This window comes from Pantoea sp. Cr_R13 (assembly GCF_029222565.1).
Lineage (GTDB): Bacteria > Pseudomonadota > Gammaproteobacteria > Enterobacterales > Enterobacteriaceae > Pantoea > Pantoea eucalypti.
The window spans coordinates 32,990-49,234 of the sequence record NZ_JARHXL010000018.1 but is presented as its reverse complement, the minus strand read 5'-3'; the positions used below and the strand labels follow the sequence as shown (position 1 = coordinate 49,234).

Here is a 16,245-nt window from a genome sequence, read left to right as displayed (position 1 = left end):
GCGCTTCGGCGCCCGTTCGTTCACAGGGATAACCATGCCGCATCCGCACGCAGAAGAGGCGACTTTTACGCTGGCAAACGCCAGTTTTGAAGTGCCCGGCCGAACTCTCCTTCAGCCCCTCTCGCTGACCTTTCCACCGGGCAAAATGACCGCGCTGATTGGTCACAACGGTTCCGGTAAGTCGACGCTGTTGAAAATGCTGGGCCGTCATCACGTGGCCAGCGGCGGAGAGGTGCTGCTTAATCAACAGCCGGTCGGGCGCTGGAACAGCAAAGCGTTTGCCCGCGAGGTGGCCTATCTGCCGCAGCAGTTACCGGCAGCCGAAGGGATGACGGTGCGTGAACTGGTGGCGATTGGTCGCTATCCCTGGCACGGCGCGCTGGGCCGTTTCGGTCAGGACGATCGGGACAGGGTAGAAGATGCGATTGCCCAGGTCGGGCTAAAGCCCTTTGCCGGGCGGCTGGTGGACAGTCTGTCGGGCGGTGAGCGTCAGCGCGCCTGGCTGGCGATGATGGTGGCGCAGAACAGTCGCTGTCTGCTGCTGGATGAACCGACGTCGGCGCTGGATATCGCTCATCAGGTTGAGGTGCTGGCGCTGATAAAAGATCTGAGCCAGCAGCGCGGCTTAACCGTGATTGCGGTGCTGCACGATATCAATATGGCAGCCCGCTACTGCGATCATCTGGTGGCGCTGCGTCAGGGCGCGATGATTGCCGAAGGTAACGCGCAGACGATTATGCAGCCTGAGGTGCTCGGCGCGATCTATGGCATCCCGATGGGCATTTTACCGCATCCGCAGGGCGGCGCGCCGGTCAGTTTTGTTTGTTAAGGAAAGGATGATGCCCGATCTTTATCGCCGCCGACTGTTGCTGGCACTCGCGGCCTCGCCACTGTTTTGTGCACTTCCCCTGCGTGCTGCCACGCCCAATCCGGGCCGGATTATTGCACTGGAGTGGCTTCCCACCGAACTGTTGATCGCTCTGGGCGTTATGCCCTGGGGCGTGGCTGATTTGCACAACTACAATATCTGGGTCGGGGAGCCGCCGCTGCCTGCGGATGTGATCGATGTGGGTCTGCGCACCGAACCTAATCTTGAGCTGATGGCACAAATGCAGCCGTCGCTGATCCTCTGTTCAAATGGCTATGGCCCGCCTGAAGAGAAACTTACACGCATCGCACCGATCATGGGCTTTGACCTTCACAGCGGCGACGGGAAACCCTTCACTGCCGCGCGGGCATCGCTGCGTAAGCTGGCGGCGAGACTTGGATTACGCGATCGGGCGGAGCAGCATCTGCGCGAGGTCGATGCGCAACTGGCACAGGCGCGTCAGCGGCTGGCGCCCTATGCCGGACGCACGATTCTGCTGATGTCGCTGCTCGACAGTCGTCACGCCATCACCTTTGGTAAAAACAGTCTGTTCCTGGAAGTAATGACGCTGCTGGGCCTGAAAAATGGCTGGCAGGGCGAAACAAATTTCTGGGGCAGCGCGGTAATCGGCATTGAGCAGCTGGCTCAGGCTGGAAATGTGGATGTCATCTGTTTTGATCATGACAACGACGCAGAGATGCAGCAGTTGATGCGCAGCCCGCTGTGGCAGGCCATGCCGTTTGTTCGCACCGGACGCTTTCAGCGCGTCCCTGCAGTCTGGTATTACGGTGCAACGCTCTCGGCGCTGCACTTTGTTCGCGTGCTGGAACGCGCGCTGGAGACGCACTGATGCGCCATGCTCTGTTTCCCGCAGGTCTTCTCAGCCTGCTGTTTATGCTCTCACTCAGCCTGACGCTGGTTAATCTGCACCATGCGCTGCCGCAGCAGGAGTGGTGGCAGGCATTCTGGTCACCAACGGTCGATAGCCTGCCGCAGATGGTGTTTCACTACAGCCTGCTGCCGCGCACGGCGCTGGCGCTGCTGGTGGGCGCCGGGCTGGGGCTTGCCGGCCTGTTGTTTCAGCAGATATTGCGGAACCCGCTGGCCGAACCCACCACACTGGGTGTCTCTTCCGGCGCGCAGCTGGGTATTACCGTGGCGACGCTGTGGCATCTGCCGGGCGGCGCGCTGACACAGCAGTTTGCCGCGCTTGGCGGAGCGTTGCTGGTGGCCGCGCTGGTGTTTGGTGTGGCATGGGGCAAACGGCTGTCGCCGGTGACGCTGATTCTGGCCGGGCTGGTGCTGAGCTTCTACAGCGGCGCGGTAAATCAAATCTTCGCTATCTTCAATCACGATCAGCTGCAGAACATGTTTCTGTGGAGCACCGGCGCGCTGAATCAGATGAGCTGGGAAAATGTGCAGCAGCTCTGGCCGCGCCTGCTGCTGGCGTTTCTGCTGGCGCTGGCGCTGCTGCGTCCGCTGACACTGATGGGGCTGGATGATGGTGTAGCAAAAAATCTGGGGCTGGCGCTCTCTATGGCGCGTGTCGGTGGCCTCGGGCTGGCAATCCTGCTCAGCGCACAGCTGGTGAATGCCGCCGGTATCATCGGTTTTATCGGGCTGTTTGCGCCGCTGCTGGCGAAGCTGCTGGGTGGTCGACGGCTCCTCAGCCGGATGCTGCTGGCACCGCTTACCGGCGCGCTGCTGCTGTGGCTGGCCGACAGTTGCGTGTTATGGCTTAGCGCACACTGGCGCGATATCCCGACCGGAACGGCCACGGCACTGCTCGGTGTACCCATTTTGCTGTGGCTGCTGCCGCGACTGCGAACGGGTTCAGTGCCGCCCGCCCTGAATCAGGGCGACAACGTGCCCGCAGAGAGACAAAACCTGCTGCGCTGGACGCTGACGGGGCTCGCGGTGCTTGCCCTGCTGGTGTGGGGTGCGCTGGCGTTTGGGCGTGATGCGCTGGGCTGGGTCGGGTCATCGGGTGAGATGCTGCACTCTTTGCTTCCGTGGCGTGCACCGCGCGTGCTGGCTGCGCTGGTGACCGGCCTGATGCTTGGCGTGGCGGGGAGCCTGATTCAGCGGCTGACCGGTAATCCTATGGCCAGCCCGGAAGTGCTGGGCATCAGTTCAGGTGCCGCCTGTGGCGTCGTCGTCATGATGTTCTTTGTGCCGGGCGATGCGATGGCATGGCTGCTGCCCGCCGGTGCGATGGGTGCCGCGCTGACGCTGCTGGTGATCATGGCGGTAGCCAGTCGTGGCGGCTTCTCACCTGAGAGAATGCTGCTGGCGGGTATGGCGCTTAACAGCGCCTTTGTCACCCTGCTGATGCTGCTGCTGGCGAGCGGCGATCCCCGCATGGGCGGGCTGCTGAGCTGGATTTCTGGCTCGACCTATAACATCAGCGGCAGTCAGGCGATACAGAGCGCAATCTGTGCGCTGCTGCTGGTCTCGCTGGCACCAATGGCGAGCCGCTGGCTGACGCTGCTGCCGCTGGGAAGTGCTACCGCACGCTCGGCCGGCATGGCACTAACGCCCGCGCGGCTGAGTCTGCTGCTGCTGGCAGCCGCGCTGACCGCCAGCGCAACGCTGACTATTGGTCCGCTGAGTTTTGTTGGATTAATGGCGCCGCACATGGCGCGCATGCTGGGGTTCCGGCGTGCCTTGCCGCAACTGCTGCTGTCGGGATTACTGGGGGCGGGACTGATGGTGCTGGCTGACTGGTGCGGGCGAATGCTGGCATTCCCGGATCAAATTCCTGCCGGGCTGATGGCGATGTTTTTAGGTGCACCTTACTTTATCTGGCTGCTGCGTCGTTCAGGTTAAAAAAAAGACCGGCGCAAGCCGGTCTTCATCTTTAACGTTACCGAAATTACAGCTTCGCGAAACAACGACGCGCGGCATCAACCGTGCGCTGAATATCCTCTTCGCTGTGCGCCAGTGACATGAAGCCCGCTTCATAAGCTGATGGCGCAAAGTAAACGCCTTCCTCCAACATCAGATGGAAGAAGGTTTTAAAGCGTTCCACATCGCAGCGGGTCACATCGGCGTAACAGGTCACGCTGTCAGCCTCGGTGAAGAACAGGCCAAACATCCCGCCAACATGGTTAATCACCAGCGGAATATTTTGCTGTTGTGCGGCTTCGCGCAGACCCTCTGCCAGCTTGCGGGTCAGGGTATCGAGCTTCTCGTGCGTGCCCGGCTGCGCGATCTGCGTCAGGCAGGCAAAACCGGCAGCCATCGCGATCGGGTTACCGGAGAGCGTTCCTGCCTGATAAACCGGGCCGGTCGGCGCCAGTGCAGCCATCACGTCGCGACGGCCACCGAATGCACCGACTGGCATGCCGCCACCGATAATTTTTCCGAGGCAGGTCAGATCAGGACGCACATTGTAGTGAGCCTGCGCGCCACCCAGCGCCACACGGAAGCCGGTCATCACTTCATCGATAATCAGCAGTGCGCCGAACTCATCACAGAGCGCGCGCAGACCCGGCAGGAATTCTGGCTGCGGCGGAATGCAGTTCATATTGCCGGCAACCGGCTCAACGATGATGGCAGCGATGGCATCAGGATATTGCCCGAAGGCGCTGCGCACTGAGTCGAGATCGTTGAAAGTGCAGGTCAGGGTATGTTTTGCGAAGTCTGCCGGTACGCCCGGCGAGTTTGGCTGACCCAGCGTTAAGGCACCAGAACCGGCTTTCACCAGCAAATGATCGGCATGGCCGTGATAGCAGCCTTCAAACTTAATAATTTTATCGCGGCCGGTAAAGCCTCGAGCCAGACGGATTGCGCTCATGGTCGCTTCGGTACCGGAGTTAACCATCCGTACCATCTCCATGCTCGGCACCAGCTCACACACCAGCTGCGCCATGGTCACTTCCATTTCGGTCGGTGCGCCAAAGCTCAGGCCGCGCTGGGCTGCTTCGATCACCGCATTACGGATCGCCGCGTTGTTATGGCCCAGCACCATCGGTCCCCATGAGCCGACATAGTCGATATAGGCTTTGCCATCAGCGTCATAAAGATACGCACCATCAGCATGTTCAATAAACAGTGGAACGCCGCCCACACCGGTAAATGCGCGTACTGGCGAGTTTACCCCACCCGGAATCAGGCGTTGTGCCTCGGCAAACAGTTGTTCGGACTTACTCATTTTCGGCTCCAGCGTTTCAGAAAAATATTGCGCCATTCTACGGAAGAGCAGCAGCAGACGAAAGGTGGATTCACCCGCAGCGTCCTGAACGGAGGGGAAAGCGGCACAGAGTGCGAAGGGCAGAGCTTGATTGCGCTGAGGTGCTGACTGATAATAGCGTTATTAAGGTCGTTTTCTGACCTGGGCGTTTACCGGAGTAAAACATGAGTGATGAAGTAGTAGCACTGCCGTTGCAGTTTACCGACGCCGCAGCCACCAAGGTGAAAAACCTGATTGCCGACGAAGAGAACCCGGCGCTGAAACTTCGCGTCTATATCACCGGTGGCGGTTGCAGTGGTTTCCAGTATGGCTTTACGTTTGACGACCAGCTGAACGATGGCGATATGACAATTGAAAAGCAGGGCGTTTCACTGGTCGTTGACCCAATGAGCCTGCAATATCTGGTGGGCGGTTCGGTTGATTATACGGAAGGCCTGGAGGGATCGCGCTTTATCGTGACCAACCCGAATGCCAAAACCACCTGTGGCTGTGGCTCATCCTTCAGTATCTGATCGCGCAGGCCGTCATTCCGACGGCCTCATTTACCACTCTATTGTGACCAGCCGGTTACTCTGCTTCAGGCTTCCCTGCGATTGAATCTGACTTTGGGTTACGCGTGGCTGCGCACTCGCCTGTCTGCCACAGTTGATTTGCGGCAAAAGCGGACCGTTAGCCGTGTTGATTTCACAGCGTGAATAGATGACAAGCCTGGCGCCTATAGAGCCATTTATCGATCCCGCAAAAGCAGATCCGGTGATCAAAAGCCCTATGGCCAGCAGCAGTGCTCTGGTCATATAAGGTTCCTGGTGTTTTAAAAAGCGCCGCGGCGCTAAAAGGACGGTGAGCATACGTGGCCCGCTCGTCTCTGGTATTGATTAACGGCAAAAAAGGCTGTTTCTTTAATCGATGCGTGGACTTATTGTGCGGGATGCAACGCGGAACAGAGTTGCTGCGCCGCCAGCAGCAGCCGCGGACCCGGCCGGCTTAACCAGTCCTCGTTAATGGCGATCACTGGCACCGTGAGCTGTGGCCGCCAGAAAGTACGAATGTTCTCCGCCTGCTGTGCACCTCCGGCTATAACCACGGCCTGAGGATGGCGCATCAGCACCTGCTCACGGCTGACCTGCGGCCAGCTGACGCGGCTGTCAGCAAAAATATTCCTGCCACCACATAACGTAATAACTTCATTTTGCAGCGTGGCTCTGGCGGCGGTAAAAAGCGGCTGCTGACCAAACTGCAAAAAAAGCGGAACCGCAGTCAGATGAGTATAGCGCTGTCGCAGCGCCGCTGCCTGCTGTCGTAGCGCTCTGGCCGCGCTGGCGGCCTGCTCTGGCCTGGAACTCCAGCGGCCCAGATCGGCCAGTGCCGTGAACATCTCATCCAGTGTCAGTGGATCAATCCATTTAATGGGTACGCCGAGCTGCTGCAACTGCTCAATCTGCCGCTGCGGATTACCGCCGCGCCAGGCCAGGACCAGATCCGGCTTGAGCTGCAGAATACGCTCGGCTTTGATGCCCTGCCAGTTGGCGACCTGTTCAATCTGTTTCGCCTGCGGCGGATAGTCGGACCAGGCGCTGACTGCAATCGGCGTAATCCCGGCAGCAAAGGCGAGTTCGGTAAGGTGTGGAGCGAGGGTGATAACACGCGGTGGGGAAGCGAGCAGGCTGCCGCTCAACAGCAGCAGCCAGCAGAACAGCAGCGTTTTAGCCACGCGCCAGATGCGCCAGCAGGTTCTCCACCATCAGCGACGATTGCTTCGCTGCAACGTTCAGGAATTCATCAAAGCTCAGGTGCGATTCTTTATCGGCCACGTCAGAAATCGCACGGACCACCACAAACGGCACCTGGAACTGATGACAGACGTGACCGATAGCGGTCGCTTCCATCTCAACCGCAATCGCCTGCGGGAACAGACTACGAATGCGCGCCAGCGGCTCAGCGCCATTGATAAAGGCATCACCGCTCACCACCAGACCGCGTACAGCATTCAGGTCCAGCTGCTTAATGCAGGCTTCGGCAGCCGCGATAAGCTTGCTGTCTGCCACAAACGCAGCCGGGCAACCCGCCATCTGACCTGGCTCATAACCAAAAGCGGTGACGTCAGCATCGTGATAACGCACTTCATCTGATACCACGATATCGCCGACGCTCAGTGACGGTGCTAAACCGCCTGCCGACCCGGTGTTGATCACCACATCCGGCTTGCAGAGCTGCAGCAGCAGCGTGGTACCCAGCGCTGCAGAGGTTTTACCAATGCCCGATTTCAGCAGTGCCACTTCAACGCCCTGCAGAGTGCCGGTATAGATTTCACAACCCGCCAGTGTCAGCGTTTGACGGTTTTCAATTTTGTCGCGCAGCAGTGTGACTTCCTGCTCCATCGCGCCAATAATGCCTGCTTTCATAGTGAGTTCCGCTAATGTAAAGAATCAAAATTTAGGGCATAGTCTACCATGGCATTCAGGGGATTAATTCACGAAAAAGTCAGGGGTAATTCATGTCGGCGATCAATTTCAGGAAGAAGATCAGCTTCTCACGCCCTTATAACAGTCGAAAAGATCCGGAAGGTGAATATTATATTACCCGCCATTTTGAGAGCGACCGTGGACGAATTATCAACTCGGCCGCCATCCGGCGTTTGCAGCAAAAAACCCAGGTCTTTCCACTGGAGCGCAACGCCGCCGTCCGCTCCCGCCTGACGCACTCGCTGGAGGTGCAGCAAACCGGGCGCTACATCACCAAAGAGATCCTGCAAACCCTGAAGATGCAGGGCGGGCTGGCGCAGTATGGGCTGGATGAGATGGAGGGCGCGTTTGAAAGTCTGATCGAGATGGCGTGTCTGCTGCATGACGTCGGTAATCCGCCGTTTGGCCATTTTGGCGAGGCCGCCATTAACGACTGGTTTGAGGAGAACCTCTCAGCCGAACTGGTGGATCCGCTGGTAGCGGGCGTTGAAGGAGAAGAACAGCGGAAAGCTTTTGATCAGCTTAATGCCATGATCCGCCAGGACCTCTGCCATTTTGAGGGCAATGCGCAGGCCATTCGTATGGTGCATACGCTACTGCAACTCAATCTCAGTTATTCCCAGGTCGCCTGCATCCTGAAATATACCGCACCCGCCTGGTGGCAGGGTGATAAACCTGCCGAATTTAGCGCCTTAATGAAGAAACCTGGCTTTTATCTCTCTGAGCAGGAGTATATTGCGGATTTACGTGCTGCCACCAATATGGAAGAACACCATCGCTTTCCGCTTACCTATATAATGGAAGCGGCGGATGATATCTCCTATTGTATTGCCGATTTGGACGACGCTGTAGAAAAAGATATCTTTAATGTTGAGAGTTTGTTTGAGTTTCTCAATAAAGCCTGGGGACCGGTTAAAAATAATGACGCCTTCAGCCGGACTATTGGTGAAGCCTGGCGCGAAGCCTGCAGTAAAAAACGGCGAAGCCGCAGCGATCAATTTTTTATGTCATTACGCGTAAATGTTCAGAGCGTGCTGGTAAGTTATGCCGTGAAACGTTTCGTTGATAATCTGCCTGCTATATTCGATGGCAGTTTCAATCACGCGCTGCTGGAAGATGAGGGTGAAGAGGGCCGGTTACTGCAACTGTTTAAAACTGTTGCGCGCCAGCAGGTCTTTAATCACTCTGAAGTCGAGCAGCTGGAGTTGCAGGGATACCGCGTAATTAAAGGGCTGCTGGAGATCTATCAGCCGCTGATGCGCCTGAACTATGAGGCTTTCACCACGCTTATAAATGAAGACTTCCTGCGTCAGCATCCGATTGAAACCCGGCTTTTTCATAAGCTTTCTGGTAAACACCGTAAAGCCTATTTGCAAAAGATGCGTACCCTTGTGGTAGAGCATAAATATCAGCGGCTGCTATGGGAACGTTATTATCGCTTCCGGCTTATTCAGGATTATATCAGTGGAATGACCGATCTCTATGCCTGGGATGAGTATCGCCGACTGATGGCTGTAGAATAAGCCGGCGATTGTAAAGAGCGCGAATAAATTTTTACCTTTGACTTAAACTTTTAAAGGAACTTCGCGCTAAAACATTTATCTCACCTTTCGACCACAGCAATGGTCTGAACAGTAATCTTATCGAGAAATGAAAAATGAAAAAAAAGACTTTAGTGTTAAGTGCGCTGGCGTTGAGCCTGAGCATGGCGCTCGCCCCAGTTACTGTTTTTGCTGCGCAAACGGCTTCTTCCGATAGCCAGCAACTCCCTAGTCTGGCCCCCATGCTGGAAAAGGTAATGCCGTCTGTGGTCAGTATCAGCGTTGAGGGTACCACCACGGTGAAAACCCCGCGTATGCCGCAGCAGTTTCAGCAATTCTTTGGCGACAATTCGCCCTTCTGCCAGGACGGTTCCCCGTTCCAGGGTTCACCCATGTGTCAGAGCGGTGACGGCGCGGGCGGTAACGGCGGCGCACCTGGCCCTGATACCCAGCAGGAAAAATTCCGGGCTCTGGGATCGGGCGTCATCATCAACGCTGAAAAAGGCTATGTGGTGACGAACAACCACGTGGTGAACAACGCCACCAAAATTCAGGTGCAGCTCAGCGATGGTCGTCGCTATGACGCCAAAGTCATCGGTAAAGATCCCAGCTCTGACATTGCACTGATTCAGCTGAAGGACGCTAAAAATCTGACCGCTGTGAAAATCGCTGACTCCGACAGCCTGCGCGTCGGTGACTACACCGTGGCGATCGGCAACCCGTATGGTCTGGGTGAGACCGTCACCTCCGGGATCGTCTCGGCGCTGGGACGGAGCGGCCTGAACGTGGAAAACTACGAAAACTTTATCCAGACGGATGCGGCAATTAACCGGGGTAACTCTGGTGGTGCGCTGGTTAACCTTAATGGTGAACTGATAGGGATTAACACCGCTATTCTGGCGCCGGATGGCGGCAACATCGGTATCGGCTTTGCTATCCCAAGCAACATGGTTAAAAACCTGACGGCTCAGATGGTTGAGTTTGGTCAGGTGAAACGTGGCGAGCTGGGCGTGCAGGGGACTGAACTGAACTCCGAGCTGGCAAAAGCGATGAAGGTTGATGCACAGCGTGGTGCCTTTGTCAGCCAGGTGCTGCCAGACTCTGCGGCGGCTAAAGCGGGTATTAAAGCGGGTGACGTGATTGTTTCAATGAACGGCAAACCGCTGAGCAGCTTTGCTTCTCTGCGTGCGGAAGTGGGTTCGCTGCCGGTTGGCACCACCCTGAAACTGGGGCTGCTGCGCGACGGCAAACCCGTTGATGTCTCGGTTACATTGCAGCAGAGCAGCCAGGCGAAAGTGCAGTCCGCCACCATTTACAACGGCATTGAAGGGGCTGACCTCAGCAATGTTGAAACCGGTGATAAAGGTGTTCGCGTGGATAATGTGAAACCCGGCAGCGCCGCAGCGCGTATCGGCCTGAAAAAGGGTGACGTGATCCAGGGAGTTAACCAGCAGCCGGTAACCAACCTCGGTGAGCTGCGAAAAGTCCTCGACACCAAACCAGCCGTTCTGGCGCTGAATGTGAAACGTGGTGACAGCAATATCTATCTGCTGATGCAGTAACGGTATAACAACTGTTCATGAGGCGGACTGCGGTCCGCCTTTTTTATGTCCGCTTTCCGCGCCGCCAGAGTGTGATGCTCTCCGCAAATTCGGTAAATGATTGCCCGGCTCTGTGCAGTTGCACAATGCTCTGCGCGCAACCCATGCGTATTCTGTTTCTCACCCTCTTTTCCAGGAGTAATGGATGGCTACCTATCACCTTGATGCCCGGCTGGCGCAGGATATCGTGGCACGCACCATGAAAATTATTGACAGTAATGTCAACGTGATGGATGCGCGCGGCCGGATCATCGGCAGCGGTGACCGGGAGCGTATTGGGGAGTTGCACGAAGGTGCGTTGCTGGTGCTTTCTCAGGGGCGTGTTGTCGATATTGATGAGGCGGTGGCCAAACATCTTCATGGTGTGCGGCCCGGCATTAATCTGCCGCTGCGCATCGACGGTGACATTGTCGGGGTGATTGGGCTGACGGGCGAGCCACTGGCGCTGCGGCATTATGGCGAACTGGTCTGCATGACCGCAGAGATGATGCTGGAACAGGCGCGATTGCTGCATATGCTGGCGCAGGACAGCCGTCTGCGTGAAGAGCTGGTGCTGAACCTGATCCGCAGCGACACCCTGTCGCCGCAACTGACTGAATGGGCCCAGCGGTTGGGCATCGATCTCAATCAGCCGCGTGTGGTCGCCGTGCTGGAAGTGGACAGCGGTCAGCTCGGCGTCGACAGCGCGATGTCAGAGTTACAGCAGCTGCAAACGCTGCTGACCACGCCAGAGCGCGATAATCTGATCGCTATTGTGTCGCTGACCGAAATGGTGGTGCTGAAGCCCGCACTGAATGGACATGGACGCTACGACCAGGAGGATCACCGCCGCCGCGTGGAACAGTTACTGCAGAGGATGAAAGAAAGCGGACATTTACGGATGCGTATTGCACTGGGCAACTTCTTTACCGGGCCTGGCAGCATTGCACGCTCTTACCGGACCGCACGCACCACGATGATGGTGGGCAAGCAACGTATGCCTGAGTTACGCAGCTATTTTTATCAGGATCTGGTGTTGCCGGTGCTGCTCGACAGCCTGCGTGGCGGCTGGCAGGCTAACGAACTGGCCCGGCCACTGGCGAAGCTCAAGAGCATGGATAACAACGGCTTGCTGCGACGCACGTTAATCGCGTGGTTCACCCATAATGTTCAGCCAAGCGCCACCGCGCGTGCGCTTTTCATTCATCGCAATACGCTGGAATATCGGCTAAACCGGATTTCTGAACTCACCGGACTGAATCTTGGCCATTTCGATGACAGGCTGTTGCTCTATGTGGCTTTACAGCTGGATGAGCAGGGGTAGGAGCCGAATTCAGGGCATAAAAAAGGCCAGCAAAGCTGGCCTCTCTCGTCGGACAAAAAATTAACGGCTGTTACGGGTTAATTTTTCCAGATCCGATTCAATTTCAGTGATCTTGTGGGAAACCACGCTTTCCAGGTGACGCAGGTCATCCAGAATTTTGCGTTTCAGATCCACTTCAACCTGGTCACGCTGGCAAATCTGGTCCAGTTCATCGATGACATAACGCAGATTCGGGCTGATTTCCTGAACTTCTTTGTAGCCCTGGGTTGCGTGATCGGCAACAACAGTTTTGCGCTGACGCGGATATTTGAATTTGACGCTCTTTGCGAAAAACTCGCCTTTATCTTTGCGGAAGTAAATCTTCAGAATGTCGTTGTTGGCTTCCTGACGCAGGCTGTAGCGGTCAATGTCGTCCGGGTTACTGATACCTAAGCTTTTCAGATTGTCATACATAGCGTTGTTTCCATCAAAAGTGAGAAGCGCGCAGACTTGTTCATGACGTCCGTCAACTGTAGACATAAATAAGCGGGATGAACATTGCGCGACAGGATTTAACTGGCGCGGATTATGACCTGGATGAAAACTAAACGCACCAGTTAATTCGCGACGCGAAGCATGTTGTTCAGGAATAGCTGTAAAGAAAAGATGACGGGCTGCTTTCCAGCCCGTCATTTTATTCAGTCGATGGTGCGTAGCAGTTCGTTGATGCCGGTTTTACCCAGCGTCTTGGCATCCACTTTCTTCACGATCACGGCACAGTAGAGGCTGTAGCTGCCATCTTTAGACGGCAGGTTACCTGAGACCACGACGGAACCGGCAGGAACACGGCCGTAGTGGACTTCACCGGTTTCGCGGTCATAGATTTTGGTGCTCTGACCGATGTAAACGCCCATTGAGATCACTGAGCCTGCTTCAACAATCACGCCTTCAACGATTTCAGAGCGTGCACCGATGAAGCAGTTGTCTTCGATAATGGTCGGGTTTGCCTGCAACGGTTCCAGCACGCCACCGATACCCACGCCGCCAGAAAGGTGAACGTTTTTACCAATCTGCGCACAGGAGCCGACAGTCGCCCAGGTGTCTACCATAGTGCCTTCATCCACGAAGGCACCGATGTTGACGTAAGAAGGCATCAGGACCGTGTTGCGGGCGATATAAGCACCCTGACGAACAGCTGCAGGCGGCACGACGCGGAAACCCGCTTCTTTGAAACGCGCTTCATCCCAGCCAGCAAATTTCATCGGGACCTTATCGTAAAAGCGGGTTTCTGAACCTTCCATTACCTGATTGTCATTGATGCGGAAAGAGAGCAGCACTGCTTTCTTCAGCCACTGATGCGTTACCCACTCGCCGTCGATCTTCTCAGCAACGCGCAGCTCACCGCTGTCCAGCAGGGAGATAACCTGGTTGATGGCATCGCGGGTTTCGCTGTCAACGCTGGCAGGTGTAATGTCAGCGCGACGTTCGAAGGCGGATTCAATAACGCTCTGTAACTGTTGCATATTTTTTTCCTGATCTGTCATGTGCGGTGCCGGGCAACAGCCCGACACAAGTAAATAGAGTAATGTCTACAAATTGAATCTGGTCACACTTTATCGTTTGGATTAAGGGCCTCTGTCAACCGTTGTTGCAACGCTTTGCGCATTTCTTCATCCAGCGCCTGACGTTCGCTGTTGGCCAGAATAAATAAATCTTCGACCCGCTCGCCGATGGTGCTGATGCGTGCACCGTGCAGTGAGACACCCAGATCGGCAAAGACTTCGCCGACCCGCGCCAGCAGGCCTGGCTGATCCAGCGCCACCAGTTCCAGGTAGCTGCGACGGTCAGTATGCGTTGGCAGGAAATTCACTTCGGTATCCACGCTGAAATGCCGCAGTTTGGCCGACGGACGACGGGTACGCGGCGGCACCCAATCTGACTGAGTGATTGCCTGCTCCAGCGCCTGAATGATCATTGGATGGCGATCGGGGGAGAGCGGGCTGCCATCCGGTTCCAGCACAATAAAGGTATCCATTGCCATGCCGTCCCGGCTGGTGAAGATCTGCGCGTCGTGAACGCTAAGGTTACGACGGTCGAGTTCACCGGCCACGGCAGCAAACAGATGAGGCCGATCGGGACTCCAGATAAAAATTTCGGTCCCGCCACGGGTGGCCTGCGGGCTGACAAGCACCAGCGGTTTTTTCAGATCGTGAACCAGCAGGTGACGGGCATGCCACGCAATCTGATTCGGCGTATGGCGCAGGAAGTAGTCCGCGCGGCAACGATTCCAGATCTGGTGCAGACGCTCTTCATCAATGTTATCCATCCGCAGCAGTGCCAGTGCCTGCAGGCGATGATGACGCACCCGTTCCCGCAAATCCGGACTGTTTTCCATACCGCGTCGTAACTGCTTCTCGGTGGCGAAAAACAGCTCGCGTAACAGGCTCTGCTTCCAGCTGTTCCACAGACTTTCATTGGTGGCGCAGATATCGGCCACGGTCAGACAAACCAGATAGCGCAGCCGGTTCTCATTCTGCATCACCTCAGCAAACTGCTGGATCACCGTCGGATCCTGAATATCGCGACGCTGCGCCGTGACAGACATCAGCAGGTGATGACGAACCAGCCAGGCCACCAGTTGAGTTTCACGCGAGTTCAGGCCATGCATTTCAGCGAACTCAAGCGCATCCTGCGCGCCAAGAATAGAGTGATCGCCGCCGCGCCCTTTGGCAATGTCATGCAGCAGCGCAGCCATCAGTAACAGCTCCTGCTGCGGCAGGCGTGGCCATAACTCGACACACAGTGGATGCTGCGGACGGGTGGCTTCATTGGCGAAGCTTTCCAGCTTCTGCAGGACACGAATAGTATGCTCATCCACGGTATAGGCATGGAACAGATCGAACTGCATCTGTCCGACGATATGCCCCCACAACGGTGTATAAGCCCACAGCACGCTATGACGATGCATCGGCACCAGCGCCCGGCTCACCGCGCCGGGATGGCGCAGAATTGACATAAACGTGCGTCGCGCTTCCGGAATCTGACACAGCGGCTGTTTAAGATGTCGACGTGCATGGCGCAGGTGACGCAGGGTGGTGGAGTAGATCCCTTTGATACTGTCGTTACGCACCATCACGTAAAACATACGCAGAATCGCCTGCGGCTCGCGGGTGAACAGCGTTTCGTCGCGCAGGTCGATCAAATCACCCCGCAGCTGGAAATCGTCGTCGATAGGCCTGGGTTTTTCACTGGTGGAGAGCGCCAGAATCGCCTCATCAAACAGCTGCAGCAGCATCTGATTCAGTTCACCGATTCGCCGTGTGACCCGATAGAAATCCTTCATCATGCGTTCGACCGGCTCATTGCCTTCGCCCTGGTAATTCAGGCGCTGCGCCACACTGAGCTGGCGATCGAATAGCAGGCGGTTATCGTAGCGGGGGAGGGAAAGATGCAGGGCAAAGCGGATGCGCCAGAGAAATTCCTGGCATTCGTTGAGTTCGCTGCGCTCAGCGTCGGTAAGGAAACCAAAGCCGACCATCTCATCCAGTGTAGTGGCACCAAAATGGCGTCGGGCAACCCACTGCAGCGTATGTATGTCTCGCAGGCCACCGGGACTGCTTTTGATATCCGGCTCGAGGTTATAGCTGGTGCCATGGTAACGCTTGTGGCGCTCCTGCTGCTCATCAATTTTGGCGGCGAAAAAGCGGGATGAGGGCCAGAAACCGTCGCTGAAGATATTTTTCTGCAGTTCCAGAAACAGCGCCACATCGCCAGTCAGCATCCGTGATTCGATCAGGTTAGTGGCGACGGTCAGATCAGACAATCCCTCCAGCAGACACTCTTCCAGCGTGCGGACGCTGTGGCCCACTTCCAGTTTAAGATCCCACATCAGCGTTAAGAGATCGCTGGTGCGTTGCGCAGCCTGTTCATCCAGCGGCTGGCGGCTGAGGATCAGAACATCGATATCAGAGAGCGGATGCAGTTCGGCACGGCCATAGCCGCCTACGGCAACCAGCGCGATAGACGGCATTTCATCAAAGCCAAAGAAGCGCCACAGGCGACGCAGAAGCCGATCAATAAACAGCGTGCGGGCATCGATCAGCGGCTCAACGGGTTCACCGGCATCAAACGCGGCAGCCAGATGTTGCTGAAACAGCTCCAGCCTCGGCTTCAGAATGTCGCGGGTCAGCTGGTCGTCACCCCATTCGGCTGGCGAATCAACCAGACCGTTTTTCACATCTTCCGACAGACTCACGCTCATACAGCTCTTCTCTTTTTTAGCCAAAAAAAAGCCGG

At 56.4% G+C, this 16,245-nt stretch carries 14 protein-coding genes; 7 read left to right on the top strand and 7 right to left on the bottom strand.

The genetic code is table 11. From position 1 onward, the window contains the following. Positions 1-34 precede the first annotated feature (34 nt). Genes fhuC through fhuB form a run of 3 tightly spaced genes read left to right on the top strand, consistent with a single transcriptional unit; the run spans position 35 to position 3,697 of the window. The gene (gene fhuC / locus P2R09_RS17210) at positions 35-829 is read left to right on the top strand and encodes a Fe3+-hydroxamate ABC transporter ATP-binding protein FhuC (RefSeq protein WP_275771517.1); all 795 of its coding nucleotides are present in this window, start codon (positions 35-37) and stop codon (positions 827-829) included. Between the two features lie 10 nt (positions 830-839). Beyond that, positions 840-1,718 carry a Fe(3+)-hydroxamate ABC transporter substrate-binding protein FhuD gene (gene fhuD, locus P2R09_RS17205; RefSeq protein ID WP_275772091.1) on the top strand — a complete coding sequence of 293 codons (879 nt, stop codon included), beginning with the start codon at positions 840-842 and terminating at the stop codon, positions 1,716-1,718. Next, positions 1,718-3,697, top strand: a complete 1,980-nt coding sequence (gene fhuB, locus P2R09_RS17200) for a Fe(3+)-hydroxamate ABC transporter permease FhuB (protein ID WP_275771516.1) — start codon at positions 1,718-1,720, stop codon at positions 3,695-3,697. Before fhuD ends, fhuB begins: the two co-directional genes overlap by 1 nt. A 46-nt stretch (positions 3,698-3,743) precedes the next feature. On the opposite strand, the gene hemL is transcribed toward fhuB, so the two are convergent. Further along, positions 3,744-5,024, bottom strand: a complete 1,281-nt coding sequence (hemL, locus tag P2R09_RS17195; RefSeq protein ID WP_275771513.1) for a glutamate-1-semialdehyde 2,1-aminomutase — start codon at positions 5,022-5,024, stop codon at positions 3,744-3,746. Between the two features lie 203 nt (positions 5,025-5,227). Between hemL and erpA the strand changes: the two genes are divergently transcribed. Beyond that, entirely contained in the window at positions 5,228-5,575 is a 348-nt protein-coding gene (gene erpA / locus P2R09_RS17190) for an iron-sulfur cluster insertion protein ErpA (protein WP_008925625.1), read from the top strand. 30 nt (positions 5,576-5,605) lie between these two features. Here erpA and P2R09_RS17185 read toward each other — a convergent pair whose 3' ends face one another. The 3 genes from P2R09_RS17185 to mtnN form a co-directional block, all read right to left on the bottom strand. Beyond that, the gene (locus P2R09_RS17185) at positions 5,606-5,857 is read right to left on the bottom strand and encodes a hypothetical protein (protein ID WP_008925626.1); all 252 of its coding nucleotides are present in this window, start codon (positions 5,855-5,857) and stop codon (positions 5,606-5,608) included. Positions 5,858-5,979: 122 nt separating this feature from the next. Beyond that, positions 5,980-6,774 carry a vitamin B12 ABC transporter substrate-binding protein BtuF gene (gene btuF, locus P2R09_RS17180; protein WP_275771509.1) on the bottom strand — a complete coding sequence of 265 codons (795 nt, stop codon included), beginning with the start codon at positions 6,772-6,774 and terminating at the stop codon, positions 5,980-5,982. Beyond that, entirely contained in the window at positions 6,767-7,465 is a 699-nt protein-coding gene (gene mtnN / locus P2R09_RS17175; RefSeq protein WP_275771507.1) for a 5'-methylthioadenosine/S-adenosylhomocysteine nucleosidase, read from the bottom strand. The genes btuF and mtnN overlap by 8 nt, the downstream gene beginning before the upstream one ends. Positions 7,466-7,557: 92 nt before the next feature. Here mtnN and dgt point away from each other — a divergent pair, with 92 nt between their 5' ends. The 3 genes from dgt (at position 7,558) to P2R09_RS17160 (ending at position 11,970) form a co-directional block, all read left to right on the top strand. Then, entirely contained in the window at positions 7,558-9,048 is a 1,491-nt protein-coding gene (gene dgt, locus P2R09_RS17170) for a dGTPase (RefSeq protein WP_275771505.1), read from the top strand. 134 nt (positions 9,049-9,182) lie between these two features. After that, positions 9,183-10,628, top strand: a complete 1,446-nt coding sequence (gene degP / locus P2R09_RS17165; protein ID WP_275771503.1) for a serine endoprotease DegP — start codon at positions 9,183-9,185, stop codon at positions 10,626-10,628. Between the two features lie 184 nt (positions 10,629-10,812). Then, entirely contained in the window at positions 10,813-11,970 is a 1,158-nt protein-coding gene (locus tag P2R09_RS17160) for a CdaR family transcriptional regulator (protein WP_078804726.1), read from the top strand. Between the two features lie 60 nt (positions 11,971-12,030). Here the strand turns inward: P2R09_RS17160 and P2R09_RS17155 are convergent, their stop codons facing one another. From P2R09_RS17155 to glnD, 3 genes are all read right to left on the bottom strand, one after another. Beyond that, positions 12,031-12,423 (bottom strand): DUF3461 family protein, encoded by a 393-nt coding sequence (locus tag P2R09_RS17155; RefSeq protein ID WP_008925632.1) that lies wholly within the window; start codon positions 12,421-12,423, stop codon positions 12,031-12,033. A gap of 224 nt (positions 12,424-12,647) precedes the next feature. Beyond that, positions 12,648-13,472 carry a 2,3,4,5-tetrahydropyridine-2,6-dicarboxylate N-succinyltransferase gene (gene dapD / locus P2R09_RS17150; RefSeq protein WP_008925633.1) on the bottom strand — a complete coding sequence of 275 codons (825 nt, stop codon included), beginning with the start codon at positions 13,470-13,472 and terminating at the stop codon, positions 12,648-12,650. Positions 13,473-13,555: 83 nt separating this feature from the next. After that, a complete protein-coding gene (glnD, locus tag P2R09_RS17145) occupies positions 13,556-16,210 on the bottom strand; it encodes a bifunctional uridylyltransferase/uridylyl-removing protein GlnD (RefSeq protein ID WP_275771500.1) in 2,655 nt (884 codons plus the stop codon). Positions 16,211-16,245 lie beyond the last annotated feature (35 nt).